The sequence below is a fragment of the Streptomyces xanthophaeus genome (assembly GCF_000725805.1).
Classification (GTDB): domain Bacteria; phylum Actinomycetota; class Actinomycetes; order Streptomycetales; family Streptomycetaceae; genus Streptomyces; species Streptomyces xanthophaeus.
In genome coordinates, this window is record NZ_JOFT01000017.1 from 36443 (window position 1) to 60120 (window position 23678).

Sequence of the window (23678 nt, forward strand, 5' to 3'; positions counted from 1 at the left end):
GGGGGCGTAAGATCCGGCGGAATTCCGGTAGTTGACATCTCGTCAACGACAGGGACGGCTCATGAAGAGCGCCTGCTCGCCGGCTGCGGGCGTGCCCGCATACAGGGCGGTGTCGAGGCCGCAGAGGGTGAAGCCCATGCGCCGGTAGGCGTGGACCGCCGGGGCGTTGGCGCTGCTGACCTCCAGCCAGAGGTGTTCGGCCCCGCGTTCGCGGGCGAACCCGTCCGCGCACTCCATCAGCGCGCGGCCGATGCCGCGGCCGCGGTGGGCGGGCGCGACCTCGATGTCCTCGACCGTCAGGCGCCGGTTCCACGGGGCGTAGCCCACCGCGGCGAATCCGCAGACCAGCCCGTCGTCGAGGGCCACGTAGGTCCGCGCGTCCCCGGCCCGGTCCACGCCCCCGCCGAGGGCCTGCTCGTCGTGCTCCTCGGGCGGGAAGGCCTTGTGCACCGGCGGGTCCACGGGGACCTCACGGAGGACGAAACCGGAGTCGGCGGCGGCCACCTCGAAGACCGTGGCGGTGGTGAAGGAACTGTCCAGGGCCTCGATGGCGCCCGCATCACCGGGGCGGGCGAGGCGGTAGACGATGCCGTCGGCGGAGCCGTGTGCGGTGGTCATGGGATCCACCGTACGCAAAAAATCCCCCGGTCGAATTGGCTGGGCCAATTGACGGAAGGGGGATCGGGGAGCGTATATTCAATGTTTCATGTCTTCGCGGAAACGTGGACATGAAGAAGCTTACGAGGTCACTGTATCGCGGCAGGAGTTCAATTGTCAACCGAGGAATTCCGGAAAGAGCAGCAATTCGTCACCGATCTCTATCGGCGCCTCGACGATCTGCGTGACCAGGCCGAACGTGCGGTCCGGGGGGCTTTGCGCGATGTCGGCAGCGGTTTCCAGGCGCGCCTGGAACGGGACGTCGTGGTCGCGGAGCAGTCCGGTCTGCTGTCCGCCCTGAACGGCGGCGAGAACGGCCTCTGCTTCGGCCGGCTGGAGTTCTCCGACGGCCGCGACCACCACATCGGCCGTATCGGAATCCGGGCGGACGACACGGAACGCACACCGCTGGTCCTGGACTGGCGGGCCGACGTGGCCCGGCCCTTCTACCTGGCCACCGGGCACACGCCCATGGGGCTGCGCCGACGCCGGCACATCACCAGCCGCGGCCGGGAGGTCACCGCCCTCCACGACGAGATCCTCGACCTGTCCGACGCCGAGCGCACCGGACACGAGGGCGCCGACGCGGACGCCGTGCTGCTCGCCGCCCTCGACGCGGCCCGGACCGGGCGGATGCACGACATCGTGCGCACCATCCAGGCCGAGCAGGACCGGGTCATCCGCTCCCCCCACCGCGGGGTGCTGGTCGTCGAGGGCGGCCCCGGGACCGGCAAGACCGCGGTCGCGCTGCACCGCGCCGCGTACCTGCTGTACGCGCACCGCGAGCTGCTCGCCAAGCGCGGGGTGCTGATCGTCGGCCCGGGCCCCGCCTTCCTCGGGTACATCGGCGGGGTGCTCCCGGCCCTGGGCGAGACCGGCGTCCTCCTCGCCACCCCGGGCGAGCTCTTCCCCGGGGTGCACGCCACCGGCACCGACCGGCCGGGCGCCGCCGCGGTCAAGGGCCGGGCCGCGATGGCCCGGGTCCTCGCCGAGGTCGTCGCCGACCGCCAGCAGTTGCCCGAGACGGTCCCCGCGGGCAGCGGCGAGGAGTCCGACACGGTTCCCGAACCCGCGCTGGAGATCGACCACGACGACTACGGCACCCTGCTGCTGGACCGCACGATGGCGTACGAGGCCCGTGACCGGGCCAGGGCCACCGGCCTGCCGCACAACCAGGCGCGCCCCGCCTTCGCCTTCCGCGTCATCGACGCGCTCACCGCCCAGCTCGCGGACCGGCTGGGCGCCGATCCGTACGGCGGCCCGAACCTGCTCGGCCCGGACGACGTGGCCCAGCTCGGCAAGGAGATCGCGATGAGCCCCGCGGTGCACGCCGCGATCGACGTGCTGTGGCCCTCGCTCACCCCGCAGCGGCTCGTCGCCGACTTCCTCGCGGAGCCCGCGCACCTGCCCGCCCACGAGGCGGAGCTGATCCGGCGCGCGCCCTCGGCCCGGCCGGACTGGACCCCCGCCGACGTGCCGCTGCTCGACGAGGCGGCCGAGCTCCTGGGGGAGGACGACAGCGCCCGCCGGGCGGCCGAGGAGCGCGAGCGCGCACGGCGCGTCGCCTACGCCCAGGGGGTGCTGGACCTGTCGGAGGGCTCGCAGTCCTACGAGTTCGAGGACGAGGAGAACGAGTTCCTCGCGGCCCACGACATCATCGACGCCGAGCGGATGGCGGAGCGGCACGAGGAGGCCGACCACCGCAGCACCGCCGAACGGGCCGCGGCCGACCGGACCTGGGCCTTCGGGCACGTCATCGTGGACGAGGCGCAGGAGCTGTCGGAGATGGCGTGGCGGCTGCTGATGCGGCGCTGCCCGACCCGGTCGATGACCCTGGTCGGCGATCCGGCGCAGACGGCCGACGAGGCGGGCTGCGGCTCGTGGCAGCGGATCCTCGCACCGTACGCGGGCGACCGGTGGGAGCTGGTCCGGCTGGGGGTCAACTACCGGACGCCCGCGGAGGTCATGGAGGTGGCGGCGGCCGTCCTGCGGGCCCGCGACCCCGGCTTCGAGCCGCCGCGTTCGGTCCGCTCGACCGGGGTGCTGCCTTGGATCCGCGCGGCCGGGGACCTGGCGGGGGCGGTCGCGGAGGCCGTGGAGCAGGGGCTCCCGGCCGAGGGGCGGCTGGCGGTGATCGCCCCGCGCGCCCTGCACGGGGCACTGGCCGCGGCCTTGCCGGGGGTGCGGGCGGACGGGGAGCCGGACCTGACCCGGCAGGTCGTCCTCCTCGACCCGCGGCAGGCCAAGGGGCTGGAGTTCGACACGGTGGTCGTGGTGGAGCCGGCCGACCTCCAGCCGAGCGACCTGTACGTGGCGCTGACCCGGCCCACCCAGGCGCTCGGCGTGGTGCACACCCCCGGCCGGCTGCCGGCCGGGCTGGCATCGGCGCCGGAGGGGCTGCTGCGGCGGTGACGGGCGCGCCGGGGGCCGCTTGAGGCTGCGGGCGGCCCCGCAGCGGGTGCGGGGCCGCCCGCACCCTCAGGCGCGGACCAGCGGGCTCCGGGGGTCGCTGTGCAGCGGCGTCGCGAGTTCGGCCAGCGCCCGCTCCAGGCCGTGCAGGTGGACGAGGGCGGGTTCGGTGGCGGTGACCGTCCGGGTGTGGGCCCGGGAGGCGGCGCCGGCCGCTTCCAGCTCCCGCTCACCGGCGGTGAGGGCCTCCACGGCCGCCTCCACCCGCCAGCAGGCGGCGGCGAGCCGGGCGTCGTGCGAGGCCGTCGGGTCGGCGGCGACCGCGACCAGCCCGCGTACCTCCCGCGCGCAGTCGTCCAGCAGGGCGATCACCTGGCGGGCGCGGGCCTTGCGGGCGCGCAGCGGGCTGAGCGGGTGCACCAGCGGCGCCAGCGCCATGCGGACCCGGGCGAGGAGCAGCTCCAGCTCGGCGGCGTGCGGGCCGGGGTCGGCGGATTCCGAGCCGGCCAGCCGTGCGGCCGCCTCCCCCGTGGCGGCGTGGACGCAGCGCAGGGCCCGCTGGATCCAGGCCTCGTTGGTGGCGTGGGTGGTGACGGGCAGGATCAGCACCACGGCGAGGGCGGCTCCGAGGGCGCCGACCGCGGTCTCCTCGAAGCGCAGGAGCAGCAGCCCGGGATGCAGCACGCCGAGGAGCCCGTAGAGCAGACCGGCCATGACGGTGACGGCCAGCATCATCCAGCTGTACGAGACGGGGGCCGCGTAGAAGATCCCGAAGACGCAGACGGCGACCAGTACGGCGGTGGGCGCGGCCGCCCCGTGCAGGGGTACGGCGATCAGCAGGCCGGCGGCGATGCCGATGACGGTGCCCAGGACGCGGCGGAAGCCCCGCACGAGGGTCTCTCCGCGGGAGGTCGTGTTCACGAAGATCCACCAGGCGGTCCCGACGGCCCAGTACCAGCGGTCCTCGGAGAGGAACTGGCCGAGGCCGAGCGCGAAGGCGCAGGCGGCGGTGGTCTGGAAGGCCTGCCGGGTGGTGGGCCGGGCCAGTCCCGTACCGGGCAGCGCGGGCGGGGCGGCGGGGGGCGGGGTGCGCCGTTCGATGGGCCAGAGCACGAACCGCACGGCCCCGGCCGACAGGAGCGCGAGACCGACGGCGGCGTACAGCTCGGGCAGCTGCCCGGGTACGGCGTGCAGGAACTGGGTGACGAAGAAGTGCATGAAGGCGAAGATCCCGAGGGCGTGCCCCCGCGGCCCCCAGCGCCGGGCGTACACCCCGGCGAAGACCACGGCGAGGAAGGCCCCGTCGCGGGCCAGCGGCACCCCGTGGAGGGTGGTGGCCAGGGCGAGGACGGGGAATCCGGCGAGGGGCAGCAGGGCCGTGGTCACCCGCTGGGCGCGCACGCTCGCGTCGGTCACGGTGAAGAGGGCCAGCAGGGCCGCCAGTCCCCCGGTGATGGAGGCGGTCAGGGACAGACCGCAGAGCTCTGCGGTGACCACGGCGAGAGCGACGCCGAGCACCGCGCGCAGTGAGTTCCTGAGCCTCAGACGCCCCGGATCCGGAGCCACGAACATCCTCTTCACGGCGGTGTGCCGCCCCCCTTGCAGTGGTGCGCGCCGGCCCGCGGCCGCCCGGGGGTGGTGGGCGGCTGACGGGCACGGCGAAGGCGCCGCGGTCCGGACCGGCCTCGTTGCCGTCCGGCGCTGCGCGGCGCCGAAAGTACATGGATACGACACAGATAAGCATCCGGAGGCCCACTGGCTCAACACGGCACGCGTCGGCTGTGCCATTGGTCCAGGAAAATCACGTGATCTTCGGCCGCTGACGGACCAACGGACCACTATCCCGTGGCGGTGTTCTCCGTCGGTACGCACAGGACGGGAACGGGCGAGAGGTGCAGCAGCTTGTGCGGGGTGGAACCGAGCAGGGCTCCGCGGATCGGGCTGTCCCCCCAGCTGCCGACGATGATGACCCGCGCGTGATGGCGTTCCGCGGCATCGAGCAGGGCCTGGGCCGGTTTCTCGTCGCGCACCTCGACCGTGGAGGGCACCCCCGCCTCGTCGGCGGCCCGGACGGCTCGCGACAGGGCGCTGAGCCCGGCCTGGCGGACGGCTTCGCGGTGGGCCCGGTACTCCTCGCCCGTGACGCCGGGGGCGGCCGCTCCGTAGACGAGGACGAGCGGCTCGCCGAAGGCGGTGGCGACCTCCAGGGCCACGTGCAGGGCCCGTTCGGCTCCGGGTGATTCGTCGTACCCCAGGACGACGGACATCGGGGTCTCCTCAGGACGCAGGACGCAGGGTGCAGGACGCGTACGGCTCAGGGACTCTTCTTCGTGCCGTGGACGAGATCGGGATCGGCCACGCTGCGCTTCTCCTGCCAGTACGTGCCGTCCATGAGCCGCCAGACGCACATGACGATCAGGCCGACGACGCCGATGGCGATCCCGATGACGAGGGGCGGGCCGAGGCCGAACCAGGAGACCCCGCCCGCCGAGTTCTCCGGGTTGGCCATGTCCCCGACGGACTCCACCAGCAGCCAGGTCAGCAGGCCCGCGCCGACCAGCGGGCCCACCCCGATGAGCAGGAAGTTGTGCACGTTCTCCAGCAGGTGGCGGCGGTAGTAGATGGCGCAGGCCAGGCCGGTGAGCGCGTAGTAGAAGGCGATCAGCAGGGAGAGCGCGGTCAGCGAGTCGAGGAGCGCGTTCTCGCTGATCTGGTTGACGACGAGGTACCAGGCGATGGCGATGCCGGCGACCCACCACGTGCTCACGTCGGGGGTCCGGAACCGCGGGTGGATGTGCGCGAGGCGGGGCGGGAGCGCGTGGCGGCGGGCCATCGACAGGGCGGTGCGGGAGGCGGGGATGATCGTGGTCTGGGTGGAGGCGAGCGCGGAGGTGCAGACGGCGAGCAGCACGACCCAGTCCCAGCCGCCCATCACCTCGTGGGCGAGCACCGCGAAGACGGCCTCCTCGTCGTCCGCGTTCTCGGCGAGGAAGGTGGTGCCCGCGTAGCCGACGACGGCGAAGCCCACGGACAGGTACGTCACCAGCAGCACCACGGTCGACCAGACGCCGGCCTTGCCGGGGGCGGTGGCGGAGTTCTCGACCTCCTCGGTGAGGTTGACCGCGGACTCCCAGCCCCAGTAGATGAACACGCCGAGCAGCAGTCCGCCGGTGAGCGCGGCGCCGCCCGCCCCGAAGGGGTTGAGCCAGGTGAGGGACGGCTCGATGGAGTCGAGGGTGCTGGTGCCGGCGTAGACGCGGTAGATGGCGACCACGGCGAAGGTCAGCAGGAAGAAGACCTGGGCCAGGATGAGGACGTCCTGGAGGTGGGCGGAGAGCTCGGTGCCGATGACGCAGATGGCGGTCATGACCAGGATGACGACGACGGTCAGCGTCTGGCGGATCACGGGATCGACGGCCCAGCTGTCGAGGCCCGCGGCGAGCAGCCCGAAGTGGACGGCTACGTCGGCCAGCGACCCGATGACCAGGACGCCGGTGAGGGCGATCGCCCAGCCGCCGAGCCAGCCCGCCCAGGGGCCCATGGCCCGGGTGACCCAGGAGAAGGTCGTCCCGCAGTCCTGGTCGACCTTGTTCAGGTAGTAGAACGCGGCGGCGATCAGCAGCATCGGTACGAAGGAGGCCAGCATCACGCCCGGGGCGTAGATCCCGGCGAGGGCGACGATCGGGCCGAGGACGGCCGCCAGGGAGTAGGCGGGCGAGGTGGAGTTCAGGCCGATGACGAGCGCGTCGAGGAAGCCGATCGCGTTCGCCTTGAGTCCCGTGCCGTCCGCGCCGTTCGTTCCCTGCGGGACTTCGGGCGCGGGTCCGCCGGCCTTGCCGTCGTGGGCCATGTACGCATCGTCACGCACCGGCCGCCGCCGCGCGAGGCGGAGCGGCCGCGGGGGGCCCACCGGTGTCAGGGGCGGGTGTTCCAGCCCGCGATCACCGGGAGGCCGTGCTCGGTGGAGAGCTCGCTGACCGTGCCGGTGCGCAGGAGGAACAGCCGGCCCTCCTCGGGCGGCAGTCCCAGGTAGCGGGCCGTGAGGACGCGCAGGAAGTGTCCGTGGGCCACCAGCACCGCATCGCCCCCGCCCGCGGCGAGCACCGGTGCGACGCGGGCCAGGGCGCGGTCGGCGCGTGCGCCCACCTGGGCGGCGCTCTCGCCGGGGTGCGCCGCGTTCCCGGGCGGGACGCCGTCGCTCCACAGGGACCAGTGGGGCCGGGTGCGCTGGATCTCCACGGTGGTGACGCCCTCGTAGCCGCCGTAGTCCCATTCGAGGAGGTCCGGGTCCGGGCGGCCTTCGGTCAGCCCTGCGAGCTCGGCGGTGGCGACGGCCCGGCTGAGCGGGCTCGTCAGCACCAGGGCGGGGTGCCGGTCCCGGAAGTACGGGGCCAGCGAGAGGGCCTCTTCCACACCACGGGCCGTCAGCGGCACGTCGGTGCGTCCGGTGTGACGGCCGTCCGCGCTCCATGCCGTCTCGCCGTGCCTCACCAGCAGCAGGTCGCTCACCCTCGGAGCGTACGGCCTGCGGCATGCCGGCGCCGGGGCGCCGGGCGGGCGTGTCACTGCCGGGCGGGACCCGGCGGTCCGGGCTGGACCCGGCGGTCCGGGCGGCAGGGCCGGCGGCTACCTTCCCTGACGGGGTCCCATGCGCTCCGCGCTCCGCGCTCCCCCGCGCCATGACCACCTGAAGCTGGAGAATCCACGTGACACCGGCCCGCGCCCGACAGCACCCCGCCCGTTCCGCTTCCGTCCGGCTGCGCGCCGTCGTCACCGCCACGGTCCTCGCAGCCCTCGCCTCCGGCTGCTCCGGATCGGGCGGGGAGGGCCGCTCCGGCGGGGACGGCAGCGCCGCGCCCACGGCCCCCGGTGCTTCCGCCGTCGCGTCGGGACCGGCGGCCGGCGGCGCCGAGGACGCCGACCGGGCCGAGGTCCAAGCCGTCTACGACCGGTACTGGGGCGAGCTCTCCGCCGCCTACGGGAAGGGCGATCTGAAGGAAACGGCCCTCAAGGACCTCGCCTCGGACTCCGTGTACGCACAGAAGGACCTGGAGATCGGCCGGCTGCGCGGAGGCGGGCACGTCGTCACCGGGGCGACTCTGCACTCGGACACCTCCGTGACCTTCTCCGTCGCCCTCCGTGACGGGCAGGAGATCCGCACCGCGGACATGAGGGACTGCGTCGACGTCAGCCGGCGCAGGGCCGTCGACATCAGGACGGGCGAGGAGGCCCCGCAGCCCGCCCGGCCGCTCCTGCGGTACACGGCCGGAGTCACGTTCGAGAAGGGGCCGCGCGGCTGGGTGGTCGTCGGAGACAGGATGCTGACGCAGGACTGCTGAACCCTGCCCGGTTCTGCGGGGAAGGGGCGCTCACCCTGACCCAGGCCGGGTCGCGACGGAATTCGATGCGGAAACGGTGCGAGTTGGGCCGGGGGGTGCCCGGTGGCGAGGCTCGGTCCATGAACGACGATGACCGTGTCGCGGCCGGATTCGCGGCGGGCGACGAACACAGCGTGGAGGCCGTCTACCGGCGCTGGCGGCCGCTGGTGCACTCCCTCGCCCGGCGTTCACTGGGCGACGAGCGCGAGGCCGAGGACGTGACCCAGCAGGTCTTCCTCGCCGCGTGGCGCGGCCGGGCCGGATACCGGCCGGGGCCGGGCGGCCTCGGGGCCTGGCTCACGGGCATCACCCGGCACAAGGTCGCCGACGCCCTGGAGGCGCGGACCCGCCGCACCCGGGCCGCCGAGGCCGCCGCGCGCGCCTTCCAGGACCTGGCCCGCTGCCCCGCGCCGCAGGCCCGCCCGGAGCTGGAGCCGGAACGCGCCGTGGACCGGGTCCTGGTCCTCGGGGAGCTGGCCCGGCTACCGTCGGCGCAGCAGCGGGTGATGTGCCTGGCCTTCTACGGGGACCTGACCCAGACGCAGATCGCGGCCCGCACCGGGATGCCGCTGGGCACCGTCAAGAGCCATATGCGCCGGGCCCTGCAGCTCCTGCGCCTGTCACTGGAAGCCCGCCCGCTGCCAGCTCCGTGATCACGCCGAGCCCCGAGCGCAGCCCGAACAGCCGCCCGGTGCGCGGATCCGGCGTGCCGGGGCCCCAGCCGGGCCCGGCGAGCAGCAGCGCCGAGTGCCCGCGGGCGCCGCGCAGGCCCCATTCGATGCCGGCCACCGCCCGGGCCAGCGCGTGGTCGGCGGTGGCCCGGGACTGCGCCCACAGCACGACCGCCCGCGGCCCGGTCCGCCGTACGGCGTCGCACAGGGCCTCGGCGGGCAGGGCCGCCCCGAACATGCGCACTGGCAGGCCGCGTTCCCCGAGGGCTGCGGCCAGTGCCTCGATGGGCAGGCTGTGCTGCTCGCCCGGCGCGCAGGCGAGGAGTACGGGCGGGCTCAGCGGCGGGCCGGGGGTGGGCCTGATCCGGTGCAGGGCCCCGGACACCTGCCAGGACAGCAGGTGTTCCACCTCGACGTAGCGTTCCCCCGCCGAGGCCCATTTGCGGCCGACCGCGTGCAGGGTCGGTGCGATGACCTCCTCCCAGGCCGTGACCAGGCCGTGTTCCGCGAGGGCTGCCTCCAGCAGTTCCTGTACGGCCGCCGCGTCCAGTCGTACGGCCGCCCGCGCGAGCCCGCGGCACTCCGGGCGGACCTCCCCCAGGGGCAGCGCGCCCTGGCCGCCGGGCCCGCCCTGTGAGGGCCGGGCCGGTTCTGCGGCGGGGACGCCGCGGGCGGTGCGGGCCGCTTCGCCGGGGGGTACGCCGCGGGCGGTGAGCCGGCACATCAGCTCGAGCCGGGCGATGTCCTCGGGGGTCCAGCGGCGGTGCCGGCCGTCCTCGCGGCTGGCCGGGCCGATCTCGTACCGGCGCTCCCAGGAGCGCAGCGTGGTCGGGGAGACGCCGAGGTGCCGGGCCACGGCGCCGGTGCTCAGCGCGGCGGCGGGCAGCTCCTGCGGGGGGTCGGGCGGTGGCGCGGCGGACACGCGGTCACCCTACGACGGTGCGCCGGGGTCCGGCGCTCGTCCGCCGGACCTGCCCTCGCGGAACCGGTCCTGCCCGTCGGAGAGCCCGACCAGCGGGCCGGGGTAGTCGTACCGCGCGCGCTCCGGGGCGGGCAGCCGCCAGGGCTCGTGCACGCGGGGTGCGGGCAGCCCTTCGAGCTCGGGCACCCAACGGTGCACGTAGCGGCCGTCGGGGTCGTACCGCAGGCCCTGGCGGACGGGGTTGAGCACGCGGTTGGGGCGGGTGTCGGTGCCGGTGCCCGCCACCCACTGCCAGTTGAGCTGGTTGTTGGCGAGGTCGCCGTCCACCAGGAGGTCGAGGAAGTGGCGGGCCCCGGTGCGCCAGTCGATGTAGAGGGTCTTGGTCAGGAAGCTGGCGGCCAGCAGCCGGCCCCGGTTGTGCATCCAGCCCTCGTGGCGGAGCTGGCGCATGGCCGCGTCGACCACGGGGTATCCGGTGCGGCCCTCCTTCCAGGCCTCGGTCTCCTCCTCGGCGGCGGCGCCGGTGCGCCAGTGGTCCCCGCGGGGGCGGTAGTCCTCGGCCGCGGCGCGGGGGCGGGCGGCGAGCACCTGGTGGTGGAAGTCGCGCCAGCACAGCTGGCGGACGAAGGCCTCCGCTCCGGGGCCGCCGGCCGCCCGGGCCCGGTGGACGGCCTCGGTGGGCGAGAGGGTGCCGAAGTGCAGGTGCGGGGAGAGCCGGGAGGTGGCGTCGCCCGCCAGGTCGTCGTGGGTGTCCTCGTAGCGGGTGATCCCGGAGCGCAGCCAGTTGGTCAGGAGCCGCCTGGCCTCGCTCTCGCCGCCGCGGGCGAGCCCCGGGGAGACCCCGGTGACGTCGGTGCGGGAGGGCACCGGTTCGGAGCCGAGGCCCTCGGGGACGCGGACGGCGCGGGGCGCCGCCGAGGGCTGGCGCGGGGGCAGTTCGGCCCAGCGCCGGAAGTAGGGCGTGAAGACGGCGAAGTGGTCACCGCCGGCCGGCAGGACCGCTCCGGGAGCCTGGGCGGTGACCACCGATTCGTGGACGTAGAGCCTGCGGCCCTCGGCTTCGAGGGCCTCGCGGAGCCGTTCCTCGCGGGCCTGGGCGTAGGCGCTGACCCCGGCGGCCGTGTGGACCTCGTCGGCGTCGGCCTCCCGGACGAGGGTGCACACCTCGGCGACGAGGTCCCCGGAGCGGATCACGAGCCGGCCGCCCCGGGCTCGGAGCCCGGCGTCCAGGTCGGTGAGGCAGTCGGCGAGGAAGGCCTGCCGGTTGGGCGGGGCGAACCCGGCTGCGGCCACGGCCCGGTCGCGGACGAACAGGGGGACGACCTGGTCGCTGGAGGAGAGGGCCGCACGCAGCGGTGGATGGTCGTGCAGGCGCAGGTCGGAGGTGTACAGGACCACCGCGACGTTCATGGCTTCTCGCTCCGCGTCCGGGGCCGGGGGGTGGGCCGGCCGTCGTCGGGTACTTCGCCGGCCGGGCCCCCGGCGGATGCGGCTGCGGGGGACGGCGCGTCGAGGCGTTCGGCGGCGCGGGCGATGTTGCGGGCCATGCCGCCGAACACGAGGGCGTGGAAGGGGGACACGCTCCACCAGTAGAGGTGGCCGAGCAGCCCGTGCGGGTGGAAGAGCGCCCGCTGGCGGTAGCGCGCACCGCCGGCGGGCCGACCCGTGCCGGTGTCCCCTGCGGGCGCCGCGGCGGCCGGTCCCGGCGACGCGGGGCGGGGCGCCGGAGCCGGGGCCGCGCCCGGGTCCACGTACATCTCCAGCCAGGCCAGGCCGGGCAGTCTCATCTCCGCGCGCAGACGCAGCAGGCTGCCCGGTTCGATCTCCTCCACCCGCCAGAAGTCCAGGGAGTCGCCCACTCGCAGCCGGGCCGCGTCGCGGCGGCCGCGCCGGATGCCGACCCCGCCGACCAGCCGGTCGAGCCAGCCCCGTACGGACCAGGCGAGCGGGAAGGAGTACCAGCCGTTCTCCCCGCCGATGCCCTCCACCACCCGCCACAGGGCCGCGGGCGAGGCGTCGACGGAGCGTTCCCGGTCGTCGGTGTAGAGGCTGCCGCCCGCCCAGTCGGGGTCCGTGGGCAGCGGGTCGCTGGGGGCGCCGGGCAGCGAGGCCGAGGACCAGCGGGTGGTCACGTCGGCCTCCCGGACCCTCCGCAGGGCCAGGTCGAGGGCCTGGTCGAAGCCGATGGGGGCGCCGGGCGGATCGGGGACGTACCGCGCGATGTCGTGCTCCGCGCACACCACCTCGTGGCGCAGGGATTCGGCGAGCGGCCGCGCCAGGGCCCGCGGTACGGGGGTGACCAGGCCGATCCAGTGGCTGGACAGCCTGGGCGTCAGCATCGGGACGCGCAGGATGAGCCGGTGGGGCAGCTCGGCCACGGCGGCGTAGCGGCGCATCATCTCCTCGTAGGTCAGCACGTCCGGGCCGCCGATGTCGAAGGTCCGGTCGACCTCGGGCGGCAGGGTGGCGCAGCCGACGAGGTAGCGCAGGACGTCGCGGACGGCGATCGGCTGGCAGCGGGTGGCGACCCAGCTGGGGGTGACCATGACGGGCAGCCGCTCGGTGAGGTAGCGCAGCATCTCGAAGGAGGCGGAACCGGAGCCGATGATGACGGCGGCGCGCAGGACCGCCGCCGGTACGGCTCCGGCGAGGAGGATCTCGCCGACCTCGGCGCGGGAACGCAGGTGCGGGGAGAGCTCGCGGGCGGGGATGCCCGCCGGGGTGAGTCCGCCGAGGTAGACGATGCGGCCGACCCCGGCGGCGTGGGCCTGCTCGGCGAAGACCCGGGCGGCGGCACGGTCGCGTTCCTCGAAGCCGGATCCGGCGTTGAGGGCGTGGACCAGGTAGTACGCGACGTCGATGCCGCGCAGGGCATCGGCCACGGAGCGCGTGTCGGTCATGTCCCCGCGGACGACCTCGGCGCGTCCGGCCCAGGTGTGGTCGCGCAGTTTCTCCGGGGACCGGGCCAGGCAGCGGACGCGGTGCCCCGCGTCGAGGAGTTCGGGCACCAGTCGGCCGCCGATGTAGCCGGTGGCTCCGGTGACCAGGCAGTTCAGGCCCGTCATGGTGGTCTCCGCTCCTCGTCGCGCCGCTCGGCGCCCCGTACGGGTTTCGGCTGGGCCGGTGGATACGGATGCGGTCACGGCCGCACCGGACCCGCTCGGCCCGCCGCACCGCTGCGGACCCCGTACCCGTACCCACCACACCACGATCCGGAGGAACCGGGCCATTGGTACAGTCGCCGCATGGCGGTGGACGAGCTCGACACGAGGATCCTGCGCCTGCTGATCGAGCAGCCGCGCACCAGCGTCCGCGAGTACGCCCGGCTCCTCGGTGTCGCGCGCGGCACCCTCCAGGCCCGGCTGGACCGGCTGGAGCGCACCGGGGTGATCACCGGGACCGGGCCCGTGCTGTCCCCCGCCGCCCTGGGGCATCCGGTGCTGGCCTTCGTGCACATCGAGGTCACGCAGGGGCACCTGGACGAGGTGGGTGACGCGCTCGCGGCCGTGCCCGAGATCATCGAGGCCTTTTCGATCACCGGTGGCGGGGACCTGCTGACCCGGGTCGCGGCCCGGGACAACGCACATCTGGAGGACGTGATCCAACGGCTGATCCAGCTCCCGGGCGTGGTGCGCACCCGGACCGAGGTCGCCCTGCGCGAACGGGTCGCCCACCGGCTGCTGCCGCTGGTCGAGTCCGTGGGACGGGCCGCCCGTAAAACCTGACAAGATGCTCAGGTAAGGACAGAACCGGCAGGACGGGCGTAGCGGATGATCTCCGTCATATTCGATCTCGACGGCACCCTCGTGGACAGCGAGCCGAACTACTACGAGTCCGGGCGTCGCACCCTGGAACGGCACGGCGTCCCGGACTTCACCTGGGAGCAGCACTCCCGTTTCATCGGCATCGGAACCCTCGAAACCCTGGAGATCCTCCGCGAGCGGTACGGGATCGGGGCCCCCGTGGACCAGCTGCTCGCCGAGCAGAACGCCGCCTACCTGGAGCTGGCCCGCACCTCGACCGAGGCCTTCCCGGAAATGCGCAAGTTCGTGGAGCGGCTCTACGCCGAAGGGGTGCCGATGGCCGTGGCCTCCGGCTCCTCGCGCGAGGCGATCGACGCCGTCCTGGCCGGCACCGGCCTCGACGGCCTGCTGACCACGGCGGTCTCGGCCGAGGAGGTCGCTCACGGCAAGCCCGCCCCGGACGTGTTCCTGGAAGCCGCGCGGCGCCTGGGCGCCCGCCCCGCCGACTGCGTGGTCGTCGAGGACGCGGCGCCCGGGGCGCTGGCCGCGCGGGCCGCCGGGATGGACTGCGTGGCGGTCCCGTACGTGGCGCGGACCGCGCAGGACGCCGCCTTCGCACACGCCGGGCTGCTCTTTCCGCAGGGGCAGCGGGAGTTCAGCGCGGATGCGGCGTACGACTGGCTGGCCGCTCGCCGCACGGGCTGACCGCCACGCCAACTGCCCCTGCCAACTGCCTCTCGGCGGCCGCGGCCGCTCCTACGCTCGGTCCCGGAACAGCGGCGGGCACCGCCGCTCCGGACGAGGAGAGGCTTCGATGACTCCCAAGAAGAACAAGCTGGCGGCGGGCGGCGCCGCGGTCGTGATGGCCGCGGGGCTCGCGATCGGCGCGGTCGGGGTGGCCAACGCGGCTCCCGCGGCCCCCGAGCGCATCACCTCCGTGGAGCAGCTGCACGAGAGCCTCGCGCAGGCGGTGGAACAGGAGCAGGCGCTCGGACTGCAGGGCACGATCGGCGGCCCCGTGGGCCGTGAGGTGCTCGAGTCGCACGACGCGATCGACGGCTGACGGGCGGGTGAGCACCGTGGGAACCGAGCAGTCAGCAGGAGCCCTGGCAGGCGGGCCGGCGGGCCCGCCGCCCGTGACGTGGTGCCCGAGCGGCGAGGCCGGGGCACCCGAGTCGGTCGTCCTCGGCGTCCGTTCGGGCGAGGGGGGCCGGGTGACCTACCTCGCCGACCCGGTACCGGCGTCCGAGGTGCTCGGTTCCCTCCCCGCGGGGATCGCGCCGACGCGGGTCCTGCGCTTCGCCTCGCACTGCGTCTCCGCCTGCGTCAACCGCAGGGGCGACGACTGCGCCCTGGTCGAGCGGGTCCTGACCCTGCCGCCCCCGGCGGACGCCCGTGCGGTCCCACGGTGCCACCTGCGTGCCAAGTGCCAGTGGTGGCAGCAGACGGGCGTGGACGCCTGCCACCGCTGCCCGGCCGTCACCACGGCCACCTTCCAGGAGGACGAACTGGCCACCCTGGTGGCCGATCCGTCCACCACCCCCGAGCAACTGGCGGCCTGGATCGCCGCGTCGGACTGACCCGGCGCCATCTTCCCTTCCGCGACGAGCCGTCGGCCCGATTCCTCGGGCGGGCGGCTCCTTCGCGCGTCCAGCAACGGAGACGGCGTGTCCAGCGGGCGAGACGCCATTGACCGGGCCACTTCCGGATGGCTAGGTTTCGCCGCATGTTGCAGTCAGCCATGCTCACCACGCGCGGTCACATCGACCTGCTGCGGGTGGCCTCCGCCGCGTGTCGCCGCGGCTGCTGACGCCCTTTTCCCCTTCGTGCCCCGAGCGCCGAGCGCTCGGCCCCTGCGCGCCCTGAGCTGACCGAGCACCCGTACCGTGCGGGACCCCGCGAGTGCGGGACCCCGTACGCGCCCGGCGCCCGGACCTCCTCGTCCCCCTGCCCGCCCCCGGGCACGTGACCCGGCCCCGCTCCGCCGTACCCGGAGCCGGGCCGGCCGGAGCGCGCACTCCCCCTCCCCGCCTTCCGTGGAGCCCCCATGAGCATCAGCCACGCACCACCGCCGGACATATCGCTTAAAACACGACCCGAGCAGCGGTCCTCCCCCGCTCTGGTGACCGTGGTCCCGACCTCCGCACGGCGGCGGTCCGTGCCCCGCTGGCTGCGCAGGACCTCCGGCCCCCTGCTGCTGCTCGCGCTGTGGCAGCTGGCCAGCACGGCGGGCTGGCTGCCCACCGACACCCTCGCGCCGCCGTCCACCATCGCGGCCGCCGCGGCCGACCTGATCGGTGACGGGACGCTGCCCGCGGCGATGGCCGTGTCGCTGCAACGCGTCGCGATCGGGCTGGTGATCGGCGGCACGGCGGGCACCGTGCTCGCCCTGCTGTCTGGCCTGTCGCGGCTCGGCGAGGACCTGATCGACGCGAGCGTGCAGATGCTGCGCACGGTGCCCTGGGTCGGTCTCATCCCGCTGTTCATCATCTGGATGGGCATCGGAGAGGCCCCGAAGGTCGCGCTGATCGCCCTCGGGACCGCCTTCCACCTGTACTTGAACGTGTACGCGGGCATCCGCGGGGTGGACGAGCAGCTGATCGAGGCGGGCGGGGCCCTGGGCCTCGGCCGCTGGGGCCTGGTGCGGCACGTGGTGCTGCCGGGGGCGCTCCCCGGATTCATGACCGGACTGCGCTACTCCCTCGCGACCGCCTGGCTGGCCCTGGTCTTCGGCGAGTCCATCAACGCGGACGCCGGGATCGGCTTCCTGATGAACCAGGCGCGCGAGTTCTTCCGCACCGACGTGATCGTCGTCTGCCTCGTCGTCTACGCCTTCCTCGGCCTGACCGCCGATCTCCTCGTCCGCCTCCTCGAAAGGCTGTTGCTGCAATGGCGACCGACGTTCACGGGGCAGTGACCACCACCGCCACCGCTCCCGACACCGCCGTCCGCGTCGCCGGGCTCACCCGGTCCTTCGGCGGACGAGCCGTCATCGACGGGCTCGACCTGACGCTGCGCGCCGGGGAGTTCACCGTGCTGCTGGGGCGCAGCGGCTGCGGGAAGTCCACGCTGCTGCGCGTACTGGCGGGCCTGGACCGGGAGATCGAGGGCGAGGTACAGGTGCCCGAGCGCCGGGCCGTGGCCTTCCAGGCACCCCGGCTGATGCCCTGGAAGCGCGTCTGGCGCAACGTCCTGCTCGGCCTGCCCGGGCGGCCCGAACGCGAACGCGCCGAGCGGGCCCTGGCCGAGGTCGGACTGGAGCACCGTACGGACGCCTGGCCCAAGACCCTGTCGGGCGGCGAGGCCCAGCGGGCCTCGCTGGCCCGCGCCCTGGTCCGCGAACCCGATCTGCTGCTGCTGGACGAGCCGTTCGGCGCCCTCGACGCGCTGACCCGGATCAAGGCCCAGCACCTGGTGGCCGAACTGTGGCAGCGGCGCGGCTGCGCGGTGCTGCTGGTCACCCACGACGTCGACGAGGCGGTGCTGCTCGCCGACCGCGTCCTGGTGATGGACGAGGGACGCATCGCCTACGACACCCAGGTCGGGCTGGAGCGGCCCCGCGAGGTCGGGGACGCGGGGTTCGCGGCGCTGCGCTCGCGGCTCCTCGCCGAACTCGGCGTCGTCTGACCTCCTCCGTCCGACCTCCTCCGTCCGACCTGCCGCCTGCCCCTGCGCCCCGCCAAGTCCTGCCCCGCGTACGAGAGATCGAAGAGAACCGACATGAGACGTCATTCCCTGCCCCTGTCCCTGCTGGCCGCTCTGGTACCGCTGTCCCTGGCCCTGACCGCCTGCGGCGGCAGCTCGGCCGCCGACAGCGGCGCGACCGCCGCCGACGGGGGCGGCTCCAAGGTCACGCTCAGCGTCGGCGACCAGAAGGGCGGTTTCGAGTCGCTGCTGCGGGCTGCCGGCGAGCTGGACGAGCTCGACTACTCCATCAAGTGGTCCACCTTCACCTCCGGTCCGCCGCTGCTGGAGGCCGTCAACGCCAAGGCCGTGGACATCGGCGGCGTCGGCAACACGCCTCCGGTGTTCGCGGCGGGCGCCAAGTCGAAGGTCACCGTGGTGGCCGCCTCGCACGGCTCCTCGGCGGGCGAGGCGATCCTCGTCCCCAAGGGCTCCGCCCTCCAGTCCCCCGCCGAACTGCGCGGCAAGAAGATCGCGGTGGCCCAGGGCAGTTCGGCGCACTTCCAGCTGATCGCGTCACTGGAACAGGCGGGCCTCAAGCTCACCGACGTGACGGTCAACTACCTCCAGCCGGCCGACGCGCTGGCAGCCTTCAACAGCGGCGCGGTCGACGCCTGGGCGGTGTGGGACCCGTACACCTCCCAGGTGCTGCGCACCGGGGCACGCGTCCTCACCTCCGGCGAGGGGCTCGTCAACGGCCTCGGCTTCCAGGTCGCGGCCCCCGCCGCACTGGAGGACCCGGCGAAGAGCCAGGCCATCGCGGACTACCTCAAGCGGATCCAGCGCGCCCAGGACTGGGTGTACGCGCACCCGGAGGAGTGGGCGAAGGTCTGGGCGAAGGAGACCGGCCTGCCGTACGAGGTCGCCTTCGACGCGGTCAAGCGAAGCAACGGCACCCGGGTCACGGTCGCCGTGGACGACGCGGCCGTCGCCTCCGAGCAGAAGATCGCCGACACCTTCACCGAACTGAAGCTCATCCCCGGCAAGGTCGTCTTCAAGGACTTCGTGGACACCCGTTTCAACCGCGACCTGCCGCCCTCCACCACCGCCCCCCGCACCTACGGGAAGGACTCCTGATGACGGTCCGCCTGCACTGGTTCCTGCCGACCGGCGGCGACGGCCGCACCCTGGTCGACCGGCACGCCTACGCGCACAACAAGGCCGCGCCCGGGGTGCGCGAGCCGGACATCGAATACCTCGCACAGATAGCCAAGGCGGCCGAACGGCTCGGCTTCGAGGCCGTGCTGACGCCCACCGGGACCTGGTGCGAGGACGCCTGGCTGACCACCGTGGCCCTCGCGCAGCACACCGAGCGCCTGAAGTTCCTGGTGGCCTTCCGGCCCGGCGTGATCTCGCCGACGCTGGCGGCGCAGATGGCCGCGACGTACCAGCGGATCACGCGCGGCCGGCTGCTGCTCAATGTGGTGACGGGCGGTGACTCGGCGGAGCAGCGGCGCTTCGGGGACCACCTCGACCACGACCGCCGGTACGAGCGGACCGCCGAGTTCCTGTCCGTCGTACGGGGACTGTGGCGCGGGGAGCCCTTCGACTTCCGGGGCGAGCACTACCGGATCGACGGCGGGCTGACCGCACTGCCGCCCGACCCGCTGCCGGAGGTCTTCTTCGGCGGGTCCTCCGCGGCCGCCGGCCCGGTCGCCGCCGAGCACGCCGACGTGTACCTGACCTGGGGCGAGCCCCCGCAGCAGGTGAAGGAGAAGATCGACTGGATCCGTGCGCTGGCCGAGGAGCGGGGACGCACGGTCCGCTTCGGCATCCGGCTGCACACGATCTCGCGGGACTCCGCGAAGGAGGCCTGGGGCGCGGCGGACCGGCTGCTCGCCGACCTGGACGAGGCGGACATCACGCGGGCGCAGTCGCTGCTCGGGGCGAGCGAGTCGGTGGGCCAGCAGCGGATGCTCGCCCTGCACGGCGGCTCGCGGGACAAGCTGGAGATCGCGCCGAACCTGTGGGCGGGCGTCGGACTGGTCCGCGGCGGGGCCGGTACGGCTCTGGTCGGCAGCCACGGCGACGTGGCGGACCGGATCGAGGAGTACCACGCGCTCGGGATCGAGAACTTCGTCCTGTCGGGGTACCCGCACCTGGAGGAGGCCTACTGGTTCGGCGAGGGGGTGACCCCGGAACTCGCCGCGCGCGGGCTGCTGGCGCCGTAGACGGCCGGGGGGTCGGGGGCCGGGGGAAGATCCCGCGGCCCTCGCGAGTTAGTAGAACCGTGAACGACATGGTGCGGGATGCGGCGGACGCGGCGGAGGTCGACGTCGTGGTGATCGGCGCCGGACAGGCGGGACTGTCCAGCGCCTACCACCTGACGCGGGCGGGGATCGGGCACGTGGCCCTGGACCACGCGCCCCGCCCCGGAGGGGCCTGGCAGTACCGCTGGCCCTCGCTCACCTACGGCAAGGTCCACGGGATGCACTCCCTCCCGGGCATGGAGCTCACCGACGCGGACCCGCGCCGGCGCTCGTCCGAGGTGGTCCCGGCGTACTTCGACGCGTACGAGCGCCGCTTCGGCCTGCACGTACGGCGCCCCGTGGACGTGACGGCCGTGCGCGACGGGGGTGACGGCAGGCTGCGGGTGGAGTCCTCGGCCGGCACCTGGTCCGCGCGCGCCCTGATCAACGCCACAGGGACCTGGGACCGGCCGTTCTGGCCGCGCTACCCGGGCCAGGAGACCTTCCGCGGGCGCCAGCTGCACACGGCCGGCTACCCGGGGCCGCAGGAGTTCGCCGGTGCCCGGGTGATCGTGGTGGGCGGCGGCACCTCGGCCGTGCAGCACCTCCTGGAGCTCGCGGAGGTCGCTGCGCGGACCACGTGGGTGACCCGGCGGCCCCCGGTCTTCCGCGACGGGAGCTTCGGCGAGGCCGAGGGGCGGGCTGCGGTGGCTCTGGTGGACGAGCGGGTGCGCCGGGGACTGCCGCCGCAGAGCGTGGTCAGCGTGACCGGTCTGCCGCTGAACGAGGCGGTCCGGGCCGGACTGGCCTCCGGGGTACTGGACCGGCGCCCGGTGTTCGAACGGATCACCCCGGACGGTGCGGTCTGGGCCGACGGCAGCCAGGTGGACGCGGACGTCATCCTGTGGGCCACGGGCTTCCGCCCGGCCGTCGACCACCTGGCACCCCTGCGCCTGCGCGAGCCGGGCGGCGGCATCCGCGTCGAGGGCACCAGGGCCGTGCGCGACGAGCGGATCCACCTCGTCGGCTACGGACCCTCCGCCTCGACCGTCGGCGCCAACCGGGCGGGCGGCGCCGCGGTGCGCGAGATCCGCCGCATGCTGTCGCGGGACCGGGCCGGGGCCCTCACCGCGTGACGCGCGGCGGAGAGGGCGCCGCCGGGAGGGCCGGTCTCATCTGTCTGCCGCGGCTCCCTGGCCGGCCGGGGAGCCCGCCCGGGCGCGGATCCGGTTGAACTCCGCCACGTGCTTCTTGTGTTCCGCGTACGTCGCGGAGAAGCGGGTGTCCCCCGGCTTCACGGTCACGAAGAACAGCCAGTCCCCGGGGGTCGGCGCCACCGCGGCCGCCATCGCTTCCAGCCCCGGGCTGTCGATCGGGGTGGGCGGCAGTCCCTGGCGCCGGTAGGAGTTGAAGGGGCTGTCGATCCGGGTGTCGGCGAGGGTGGTGTCGAGCGTGCTGCGGTTCAGCGCGTAGTTGAGGGTGGAGTCCATCTGGAGGGGCATGGACCTGGCCAGCCGGTTGTGCACCACGCGTGCGACCTTGCCCATGTCACCCCGCCGGTCGGCCTCGGCCTGGATGACGCTGGCCAGGGTGGCCGTCTGGTACGGGGTCATCCCGTGCGCCTTGCCGCCGTCCGCGACGGCGCGGGTGGCCAGCTTCTGGTGCGCCGTCCGCACCATGTGCGCGAGGAGGGCGGCCGGGGTGCTCTTCGATGTCACCGGGTACGTCGCCGGGAAGAGGTAGCCCTCGGGGTTGCCCTTGGCCTCGGCGGGCAGATCCAGTCCGGCGGTGGCCACGGCCGCCTTGGTGGAGCCGGCCGGGAGCTTCAGTTCACGGTCGACCGCCGCGTACACCTGGGGGGCCCGCCAGCCTTCGGGGATCACCAGCAGGCGCGGTGGTGCGGGCTCTTCGGCACCCCGCAGGAGCGGTATCAGGACGACTGCTCCGACTGCGAGGAGAGTGCCGAGGAAGAGCGCCAGCCGACCCCGACGGGTGAGCCGGGAGCGGGGCTGCGGCGGCCGGTACGCATCACGCATGCGGGAACGCTAACGCGCGAAGCCCTGCATTTCCGGCATCCGGCCCGTGCGCCCGTCATACGATCACACATTCACCGGAGCCAGCTGGGATCCCGGTTCCGTGCCCTGCACCGGTTCCGGCCGGGCGGCGCTCTCCGCGGGAAGTGCGGCGTCCCGGTCGCGGCGTACGAGGGCCGCGTACCGGCCGTCCGCCTTCAGCAGTTCCTCGTGCGTGCCGCGCTCGGCTATCCGTCCCGCGTCGAGGACCACGATCTGGTCGGCGTCCCGGACGGTGGAGAGGCGGTGCGCGATGGTGATGGTGGTGCGCCCCGCGGACAGGTTGTCGATGGCCTGCTGGACGGCGTGCTCGGTGCGGGTGTCCAGGGCACTGGTGGCCTCGTCCAGGATCAGGACCGGCGGGTCGCGCAGGATCGTGCGGGCGATCGCGAGCCGCTGCTTCTCCCCGCCGGAGAACCGGTAGCCGCGTTCGCCCACGAGGGTGTCGTAGCCCTCGGGGAGGGAGGCGATGTGGTCGTGGATCTGGGCCGCACGGGCCGCCTCGGCTATCTCGGCGTCGGTGGCGTCGGGCTTGGCGAAGCGCAAGTTGTCCGCGACCGAGGCGTGGAAGAGGTAGGTCTCCTGGGAGACCACGCCGATGGACCGGGCCAGGGAGTCGAAGTCGAGGTCGCGCACGTCCACCCCGTCGAGGGCGACCCGGCCGCCGGTCACGTCGTAGAGCCGGGGCACCAGGTAGCTGAGGGTGCTCTTGCCCGAGCCGGTCGGACCGACCACGGCGAGGGAGCCCCCGGCCGGGACCGTGATGTCGATCCCCTTCAGGGTCGGCCCGTTCTTGGCCTCGTAGGCGAAGTCCACGCCCTCCAGCCGGACCTCCCCCTTGGCCCGGTCCAGGCGCACCGCGTCCTCGCGCTCGGTGATGTCCACCGGCAGGTCGAGGTACTCGAAGATGCGGGCGAACAGGGCGAGCGAGGTCTGGATCTGCACGCCGGTCGACAGCAGGCTCACGGCGGGCCGGAAGAGGCCCTGCTGGAGGGTGACGAAGGCGACGAGGGTGCCGACGGAGAGGGAGGGGGCACCGGACTGGAGCGCCAGGCCGGCGGCCCAGTAGATCATCGCGGGCATGGCGGCCATCACGATGCCGATGGTCGACATCCGCCAGCGCCCGGCCATGCTGGAGCGCACTTCGAGGCCGACGAGCTTCTCGGACTCCTCGGAGAAGGCGGAGGTGAGCGAGTCGGAGCGGCCCATGGTGCGGCCCAGCAGGATGCCGCTCACCGACAGGGACTCGGTGACCGTGGCGGCCATGGCGGCCATCTGCTTCTGGCGCTGGAAGGTGATCTTCTTGCGCTCGTGGCCGACCCGGCGGCTGATCCACACGAAGACGGGGAGCAGGAGCAGGGAGACGAGGGTGAGCCGCCAGTCGAGCGCGAGCATGGCGACGACGGAGGCGATGACGGCCGTGAGGTTGGAGACCAGCGAGGTCGCGGTCGAGGTGACGGTGGCCTGCATGCCGCCGATGTCGTTGGCGATGCGGGACTGCACCTCGCCCGTGCGCGTGCGCGTGAAGAAGGCCAGCGGCATCCGCTGGAGCTGCGCGTAGACGGCGGTGCGCAGGTCGTGCATGACGCGCTGGCCGACGGTCGTCGAGATGAACGTCTGGAGCACGCCGAAGACGCTGGTGACGACGGCCGTGAGGATCATGCCGAGCGCGAGCAGGCTGAGCAGTCCGGTACGGCCCTGCGGGATCGCGACGTCGAGTATCTCCTTGAGCAGGAACGGCGAGGCGACGCCGACCAGCGAAGAGGCGCCGACCAGCAGGCCGACGACGGCGAGCCGCCCGCGGTAGGGCCGGAAGAGGCCCACGATGCGGCGCAGCTCGCGCGGACGCTCCGCCGGACCCGGGCGGGAGGGGTCGAGTGATTCTTTCGATGGGATCCACTTCGGTTCTTCGGGGCGCATGGGCCTCCTTCTGACGAGACTCGCATGAGCATA

At 73.9% G+C, this 23678-nt stretch carries 23 protein-coding genes; 13 read left to right on the forward strand and 10 right to left on the reverse strand.

All coding sequences use genetic code 11. The annotated features are described in order from the left end of the window. Positions 1-42: 42 nt before the first annotated feature. Positions 43-618, reverse strand: coding sequence for a GNAT family N-acetyltransferase (locus IO30_RS0110845; protein ID WP_031141707.1), 576 nt, complete (start codon positions 616-618; stop codon positions 43-45). A gap of 153 nt (positions 619-771) precedes the next feature. On the opposite strand from IO30_RS0110845, the gene IO30_RS0110850 reads away from it, so the two are divergent. Then, complete coding sequence (locus IO30_RS0110850) at positions 772-3069, forward strand: HelD family protein (RefSeq protein ID WP_037893700.1); 2298 nt, start codon at positions 772-774, stop codon at positions 3067-3069. Between the two features lie 66 nt (positions 3070-3135). Here IO30_RS0110850 and IO30_RS0110855 read toward each other — a convergent pair whose 3' ends face one another. The 4 genes from IO30_RS0110855 to IO30_RS0110870 all read right to left on the reverse strand — a co-directional run bounded on the left by IO30_RS0110855 (position 3136) and on the right by IO30_RS0110870 (position 7575). Further along, the gene (locus tag IO30_RS0110855) at positions 3136-4638 is read right to left on the reverse strand and encodes an FUSC family protein (RefSeq protein WP_031141711.1); all 1503 of its coding nucleotides are present in this window, start codon (positions 4636-4638) and stop codon (positions 3136-3138) included. Between the two features lie 266 nt (positions 4639-4904). Beyond that, positions 4905-5333 carry a universal stress protein gene (locus IO30_RS0110860; RefSeq protein WP_031141713.1) on the reverse strand — a complete coding sequence of 143 codons (429 nt, stop codon included), beginning with the start codon at positions 5331-5333 and terminating at the stop codon, positions 4905-4907. 47 nt (positions 5334-5380) lie between these two features. Then, positions 5381-6916, reverse strand: coding sequence for an APC family permease (locus tag IO30_RS0110865; protein WP_078903870.1), 1536 nt, complete (start codon positions 6914-6916; stop codon positions 5381-5383). A gap of 65 nt (positions 6917-6981) precedes the next feature. Then, a complete protein-coding gene (locus IO30_RS0110870) occupies positions 6982-7575 on the reverse strand; it encodes a histidine phosphatase family protein (protein WP_031141717.1) in 594 nt (197 codons plus the stop codon). Between the two features lie 197 nt (positions 7576-7772). Here IO30_RS0110870 and IO30_RS0110875 point away from each other — a divergent pair, with 197 nt between their 5' ends. Both IO30_RS0110875 and IO30_RS0110880 read left to right on the forward strand, forming a co-directional pair. Beyond that, positions 7773-8405 carry a hypothetical protein gene (locus IO30_RS0110875; protein ID WP_031141719.1) on the forward strand — a complete coding sequence of 211 codons (633 nt, stop codon included), beginning with the start codon at positions 7773-7775 and terminating at the stop codon, positions 8403-8405. 119 nt (positions 8406-8524) lie between these two features. Further along, positions 8525-9097, forward strand: coding sequence for an RNA polymerase sigma factor (locus IO30_RS0110880; protein WP_051902115.1), 573 nt, complete (start codon positions 8525-8527; stop codon positions 9095-9097). Here IO30_RS0110880 and IO30_RS0110885 read toward each other — a convergent pair. Genes IO30_RS0110885 through IO30_RS0110895 form a run of 3 tightly spaced genes read right to left on the reverse strand, consistent with a single transcriptional unit; the run spans position 9024 to position 13102 of the window. Further along, complete coding sequence (locus tag IO30_RS0110885; RefSeq protein WP_063768434.1) at positions 9024-10037, reverse strand: MerR family transcriptional regulator; 1014 nt, start codon at positions 10035-10037, stop codon at positions 9024-9026. The genes IO30_RS0110880 and IO30_RS0110885 overlap by 74 nt on opposite strands. 9 nt (positions 10038-10046) lie before the next feature. Continuing rightward, entirely contained in the window at positions 10047-11447 is a 1401-nt protein-coding gene (locus IO30_RS0110890; protein WP_031141725.1) for a cryptochrome/photolyase family protein, read from the reverse strand. Beyond that, on the reverse strand, positions 11444-13102 hold the full coding sequence (locus tag IO30_RS0110895; protein ID WP_031141726.1) for an SDR family oxidoreductase: 1659 nt from the start codon (positions 13100-13102) through the stop codon (positions 11444-11446). Before IO30_RS0110895 ends, IO30_RS0110890 begins: the two co-directional genes overlap by 4 nt. A 180-nt stretch (positions 13103-13282) precedes the next feature. Between IO30_RS0110895 and IO30_RS0110900 the strand changes: the two genes are divergently transcribed. From IO30_RS0110900 to IO30_RS0110940, 10 genes are all read left to right on the forward strand, one after another. After that, on the forward strand, positions 13283-13762 hold the full coding sequence (locus tag IO30_RS0110900) for an Lrp/AsnC family transcriptional regulator (protein ID WP_031141728.1): 480 nt from the start codon (positions 13283-13285) through the stop codon (positions 13760-13762). 45 nt (positions 13763-13807) lie between these two features. Further along, on the forward strand, positions 13808-14485 hold the full coding sequence (locus tag IO30_RS0110905; protein WP_031141730.1) for an HAD family hydrolase: 678 nt from the start codon (positions 13808-13810) through the stop codon (positions 14483-14485). Between the two features lie 109 nt (positions 14486-14594). Continuing rightward, complete coding sequence (locus IO30_RS0110910; RefSeq protein ID WP_031141731.1) at positions 14595-14843, forward strand: hypothetical protein; 249 nt, start codon at positions 14595-14597, stop codon at positions 14841-14843. Between the two features lie 16 nt (positions 14844-14859). Then, the gene (locus IO30_RS0110915; protein WP_237403301.1) at positions 14860-15360 is read left to right on the forward strand and encodes a hypothetical protein; all 501 of its coding nucleotides are present in this window, start codon (positions 14860-14862) and stop codon (positions 15358-15360) included. Positions 15361-15521: 161 nt separating this feature from the next. Next, positions 15522-15590 carry a putative leader peptide gene (locus IO30_RS48090; protein WP_351286961.1) on the forward strand — a complete coding sequence of 23 codons (69 nt, stop codon included), beginning with the start codon at positions 15522-15524 and terminating at the stop codon, positions 15588-15590. Positions 15591-15827: 237 nt separating this feature from the next. Beyond that, positions 15828-16697: an ABC transporter permease gene (locus tag IO30_RS0110920; protein WP_031141735.1), complete on the forward strand. Its 870-nt coding sequence runs from the start codon at positions 15828-15830 to the stop codon at positions 16695-16697. Beyond that, complete coding sequence (locus tag IO30_RS0110925; RefSeq protein WP_031141737.1) at positions 16670-17407, forward strand: ABC transporter ATP-binding protein; 738 nt, start codon at positions 16670-16672, stop codon at positions 17405-17407. Before IO30_RS0110920 ends, IO30_RS0110925 begins: the two co-directional genes overlap by 28 nt. Positions 17408-17500: 93 nt before the next feature. Continuing rightward, positions 17501-18541, forward strand: a complete 1041-nt coding sequence (locus IO30_RS0110930) for an ABC transporter substrate-binding protein (protein ID WP_031141739.1) — start codon at positions 17501-17503, stop codon at positions 18539-18541. Continuing rightward, complete coding sequence (locus tag IO30_RS0110935; protein ID WP_031141741.1) at positions 18541-19635, forward strand: LLM class flavin-dependent oxidoreductase; 1095 nt, start codon at positions 18541-18543, stop codon at positions 19633-19635. The genes IO30_RS0110930 and IO30_RS0110935 overlap by 1 nt, the downstream gene beginning before the upstream one ends. Positions 19636-19703: 68 nt before the next feature. After that, a complete protein-coding gene (locus IO30_RS0110940; RefSeq protein WP_031141743.1) occupies positions 19704-20789 on the forward strand; it encodes an NAD(P)-binding domain-containing protein in 1086 nt (361 codons plus the stop codon). 36 nt (positions 20790-20825) lie between these two features. On the opposite strand, the gene mltG is transcribed toward IO30_RS0110940, so the two are convergent. Both mltG and IO30_RS0110950 read right to left on the reverse strand, forming a co-directional pair. Next, positions 20826-21689: an endolytic transglycosylase MltG gene (gene mltG / locus IO30_RS0110945; RefSeq protein WP_031141745.1), complete on the reverse strand. Its 864-nt coding sequence runs from the start codon at positions 21687-21689 to the stop codon at positions 20826-20828. Between the two features lie 63 nt (positions 21690-21752). Next, on the reverse strand, positions 21753-23645 hold the full coding sequence (locus IO30_RS0110950; protein ID WP_051859070.1) for an ABC transporter ATP-binding protein: 1893 nt from the start codon (positions 23643-23645) through the stop codon (positions 21753-21755). Positions 23646-23678 lie beyond the last annotated feature (33 nt).

Excerpts from the sequence above, each read along its gene's own strand:
- IO30_RS0110865 (WP_078903870.1), bottom strand. The coding sequence starts at position 6,916 with ATGGCCCACGACGGCAAGGCCGGCGGACCCGCGCCCGAAGTCCCGCAG.
- IO30_RS0110925 (WP_031141737.1), top strand. The coding sequence starts at position 16,670 with ATGGCGACCGACGTTCACGGGGCAGTGACCACCACCGCCACCGCTCCC.
- IO30_RS0110880 (WP_051902115.1), top strand. The coding sequence starts at position 8,525 with ATGAACGACGATGACCGTGTCGCGGCCGGATTCGCGGCGGGCGACGAA.
- IO30_RS0110860 (WP_031141713.1), bottom strand. The coding sequence starts at position 5,333 with ATGTCCGTCGTCCTGGGGTACGACGAATCACCCGGAGCCGAACGGGCC.
- IO30_RS0110855 (WP_031141711.1), bottom strand. The coding sequence starts at position 4,638 with ATGTTCGTGGCTCCGGATCCGGGGCGTCTGAGGCTCAGGAACTCACTG.
- IO30_RS0110920 (WP_031141735.1), top strand. The coding sequence starts at position 15,828 with ATGAGCATCAGCCACGCACCACCGCCGGACATATCGCTTAAAACACGA.
- IO30_RS0110930 (WP_031141739.1), top strand. The coding sequence starts at position 17,501 with ATGAGACGTCATTCCCTGCCCCTGTCCCTGCTGGCCGCTCTGGTACCG.
- IO30_RS0110940 (WP_031141743.1), top strand. The coding sequence starts at position 19,704 with ATGGTGCGGGATGCGGCGGACGCGGCGGAGGTCGACGTCGTGGTGATC.
- IO30_RS0110890 (WP_031141725.1), bottom strand. The coding sequence starts at position 11,447 with ATGAACGTCGCGGTGGTCCTGTACACCTCCGACCTGCGCCTGCACGAC.
- IO30_RS0110935 (WP_031141741.1), top strand. The coding sequence starts at position 18,541 with ATGACGGTCCGCCTGCACTGGTTCCTGCCGACCGGCGGCGACGGCCGC.
- IO30_RS0110950 (WP_051859070.1), bottom strand. The coding sequence starts at position 23,645 with ATGCGCCCCGAAGAACCGAAGTGGATCCCATCGAAAGAATCACTCGAC.
- IO30_RS0110905 (WP_031141730.1), top strand. The coding sequence starts at position 13,808 with ATGATCTCCGTCATATTCGATCTCGACGGCACCCTCGTGGACAGCGAG.
- IO30_RS0110900 (WP_031141728.1), top strand. The coding sequence starts at position 13,283 with ATGGCGGTGGACGAGCTCGACACGAGGATCCTGCGCCTGCTGATCGAG.
- IO30_RS0110845 (WP_031141707.1), bottom strand. The coding sequence starts at position 618 with ATGACCACCGCACACGGCTCCGCCGACGGCATCGTCTACCGCCTCGCC.
- IO30_RS0110895 (WP_031141726.1), bottom strand. The coding sequence starts at position 13,102 with ATGACGGGCCTGAACTGCCTGGTCACCGGAGCCACCGGCTACATCGGC.
- IO30_RS0110910 (WP_031141731.1), top strand. The coding sequence starts at position 14,595 with ATGACTCCCAAGAAGAACAAGCTGGCGGCGGGCGGCGCCGCGGTCGTG.
- mltG (WP_031141745.1), bottom strand. The coding sequence starts at position 21,689 with ATGCGTGATGCGTACCGGCCGCCGCAGCCCCGCTCCCGGCTCACCCGT.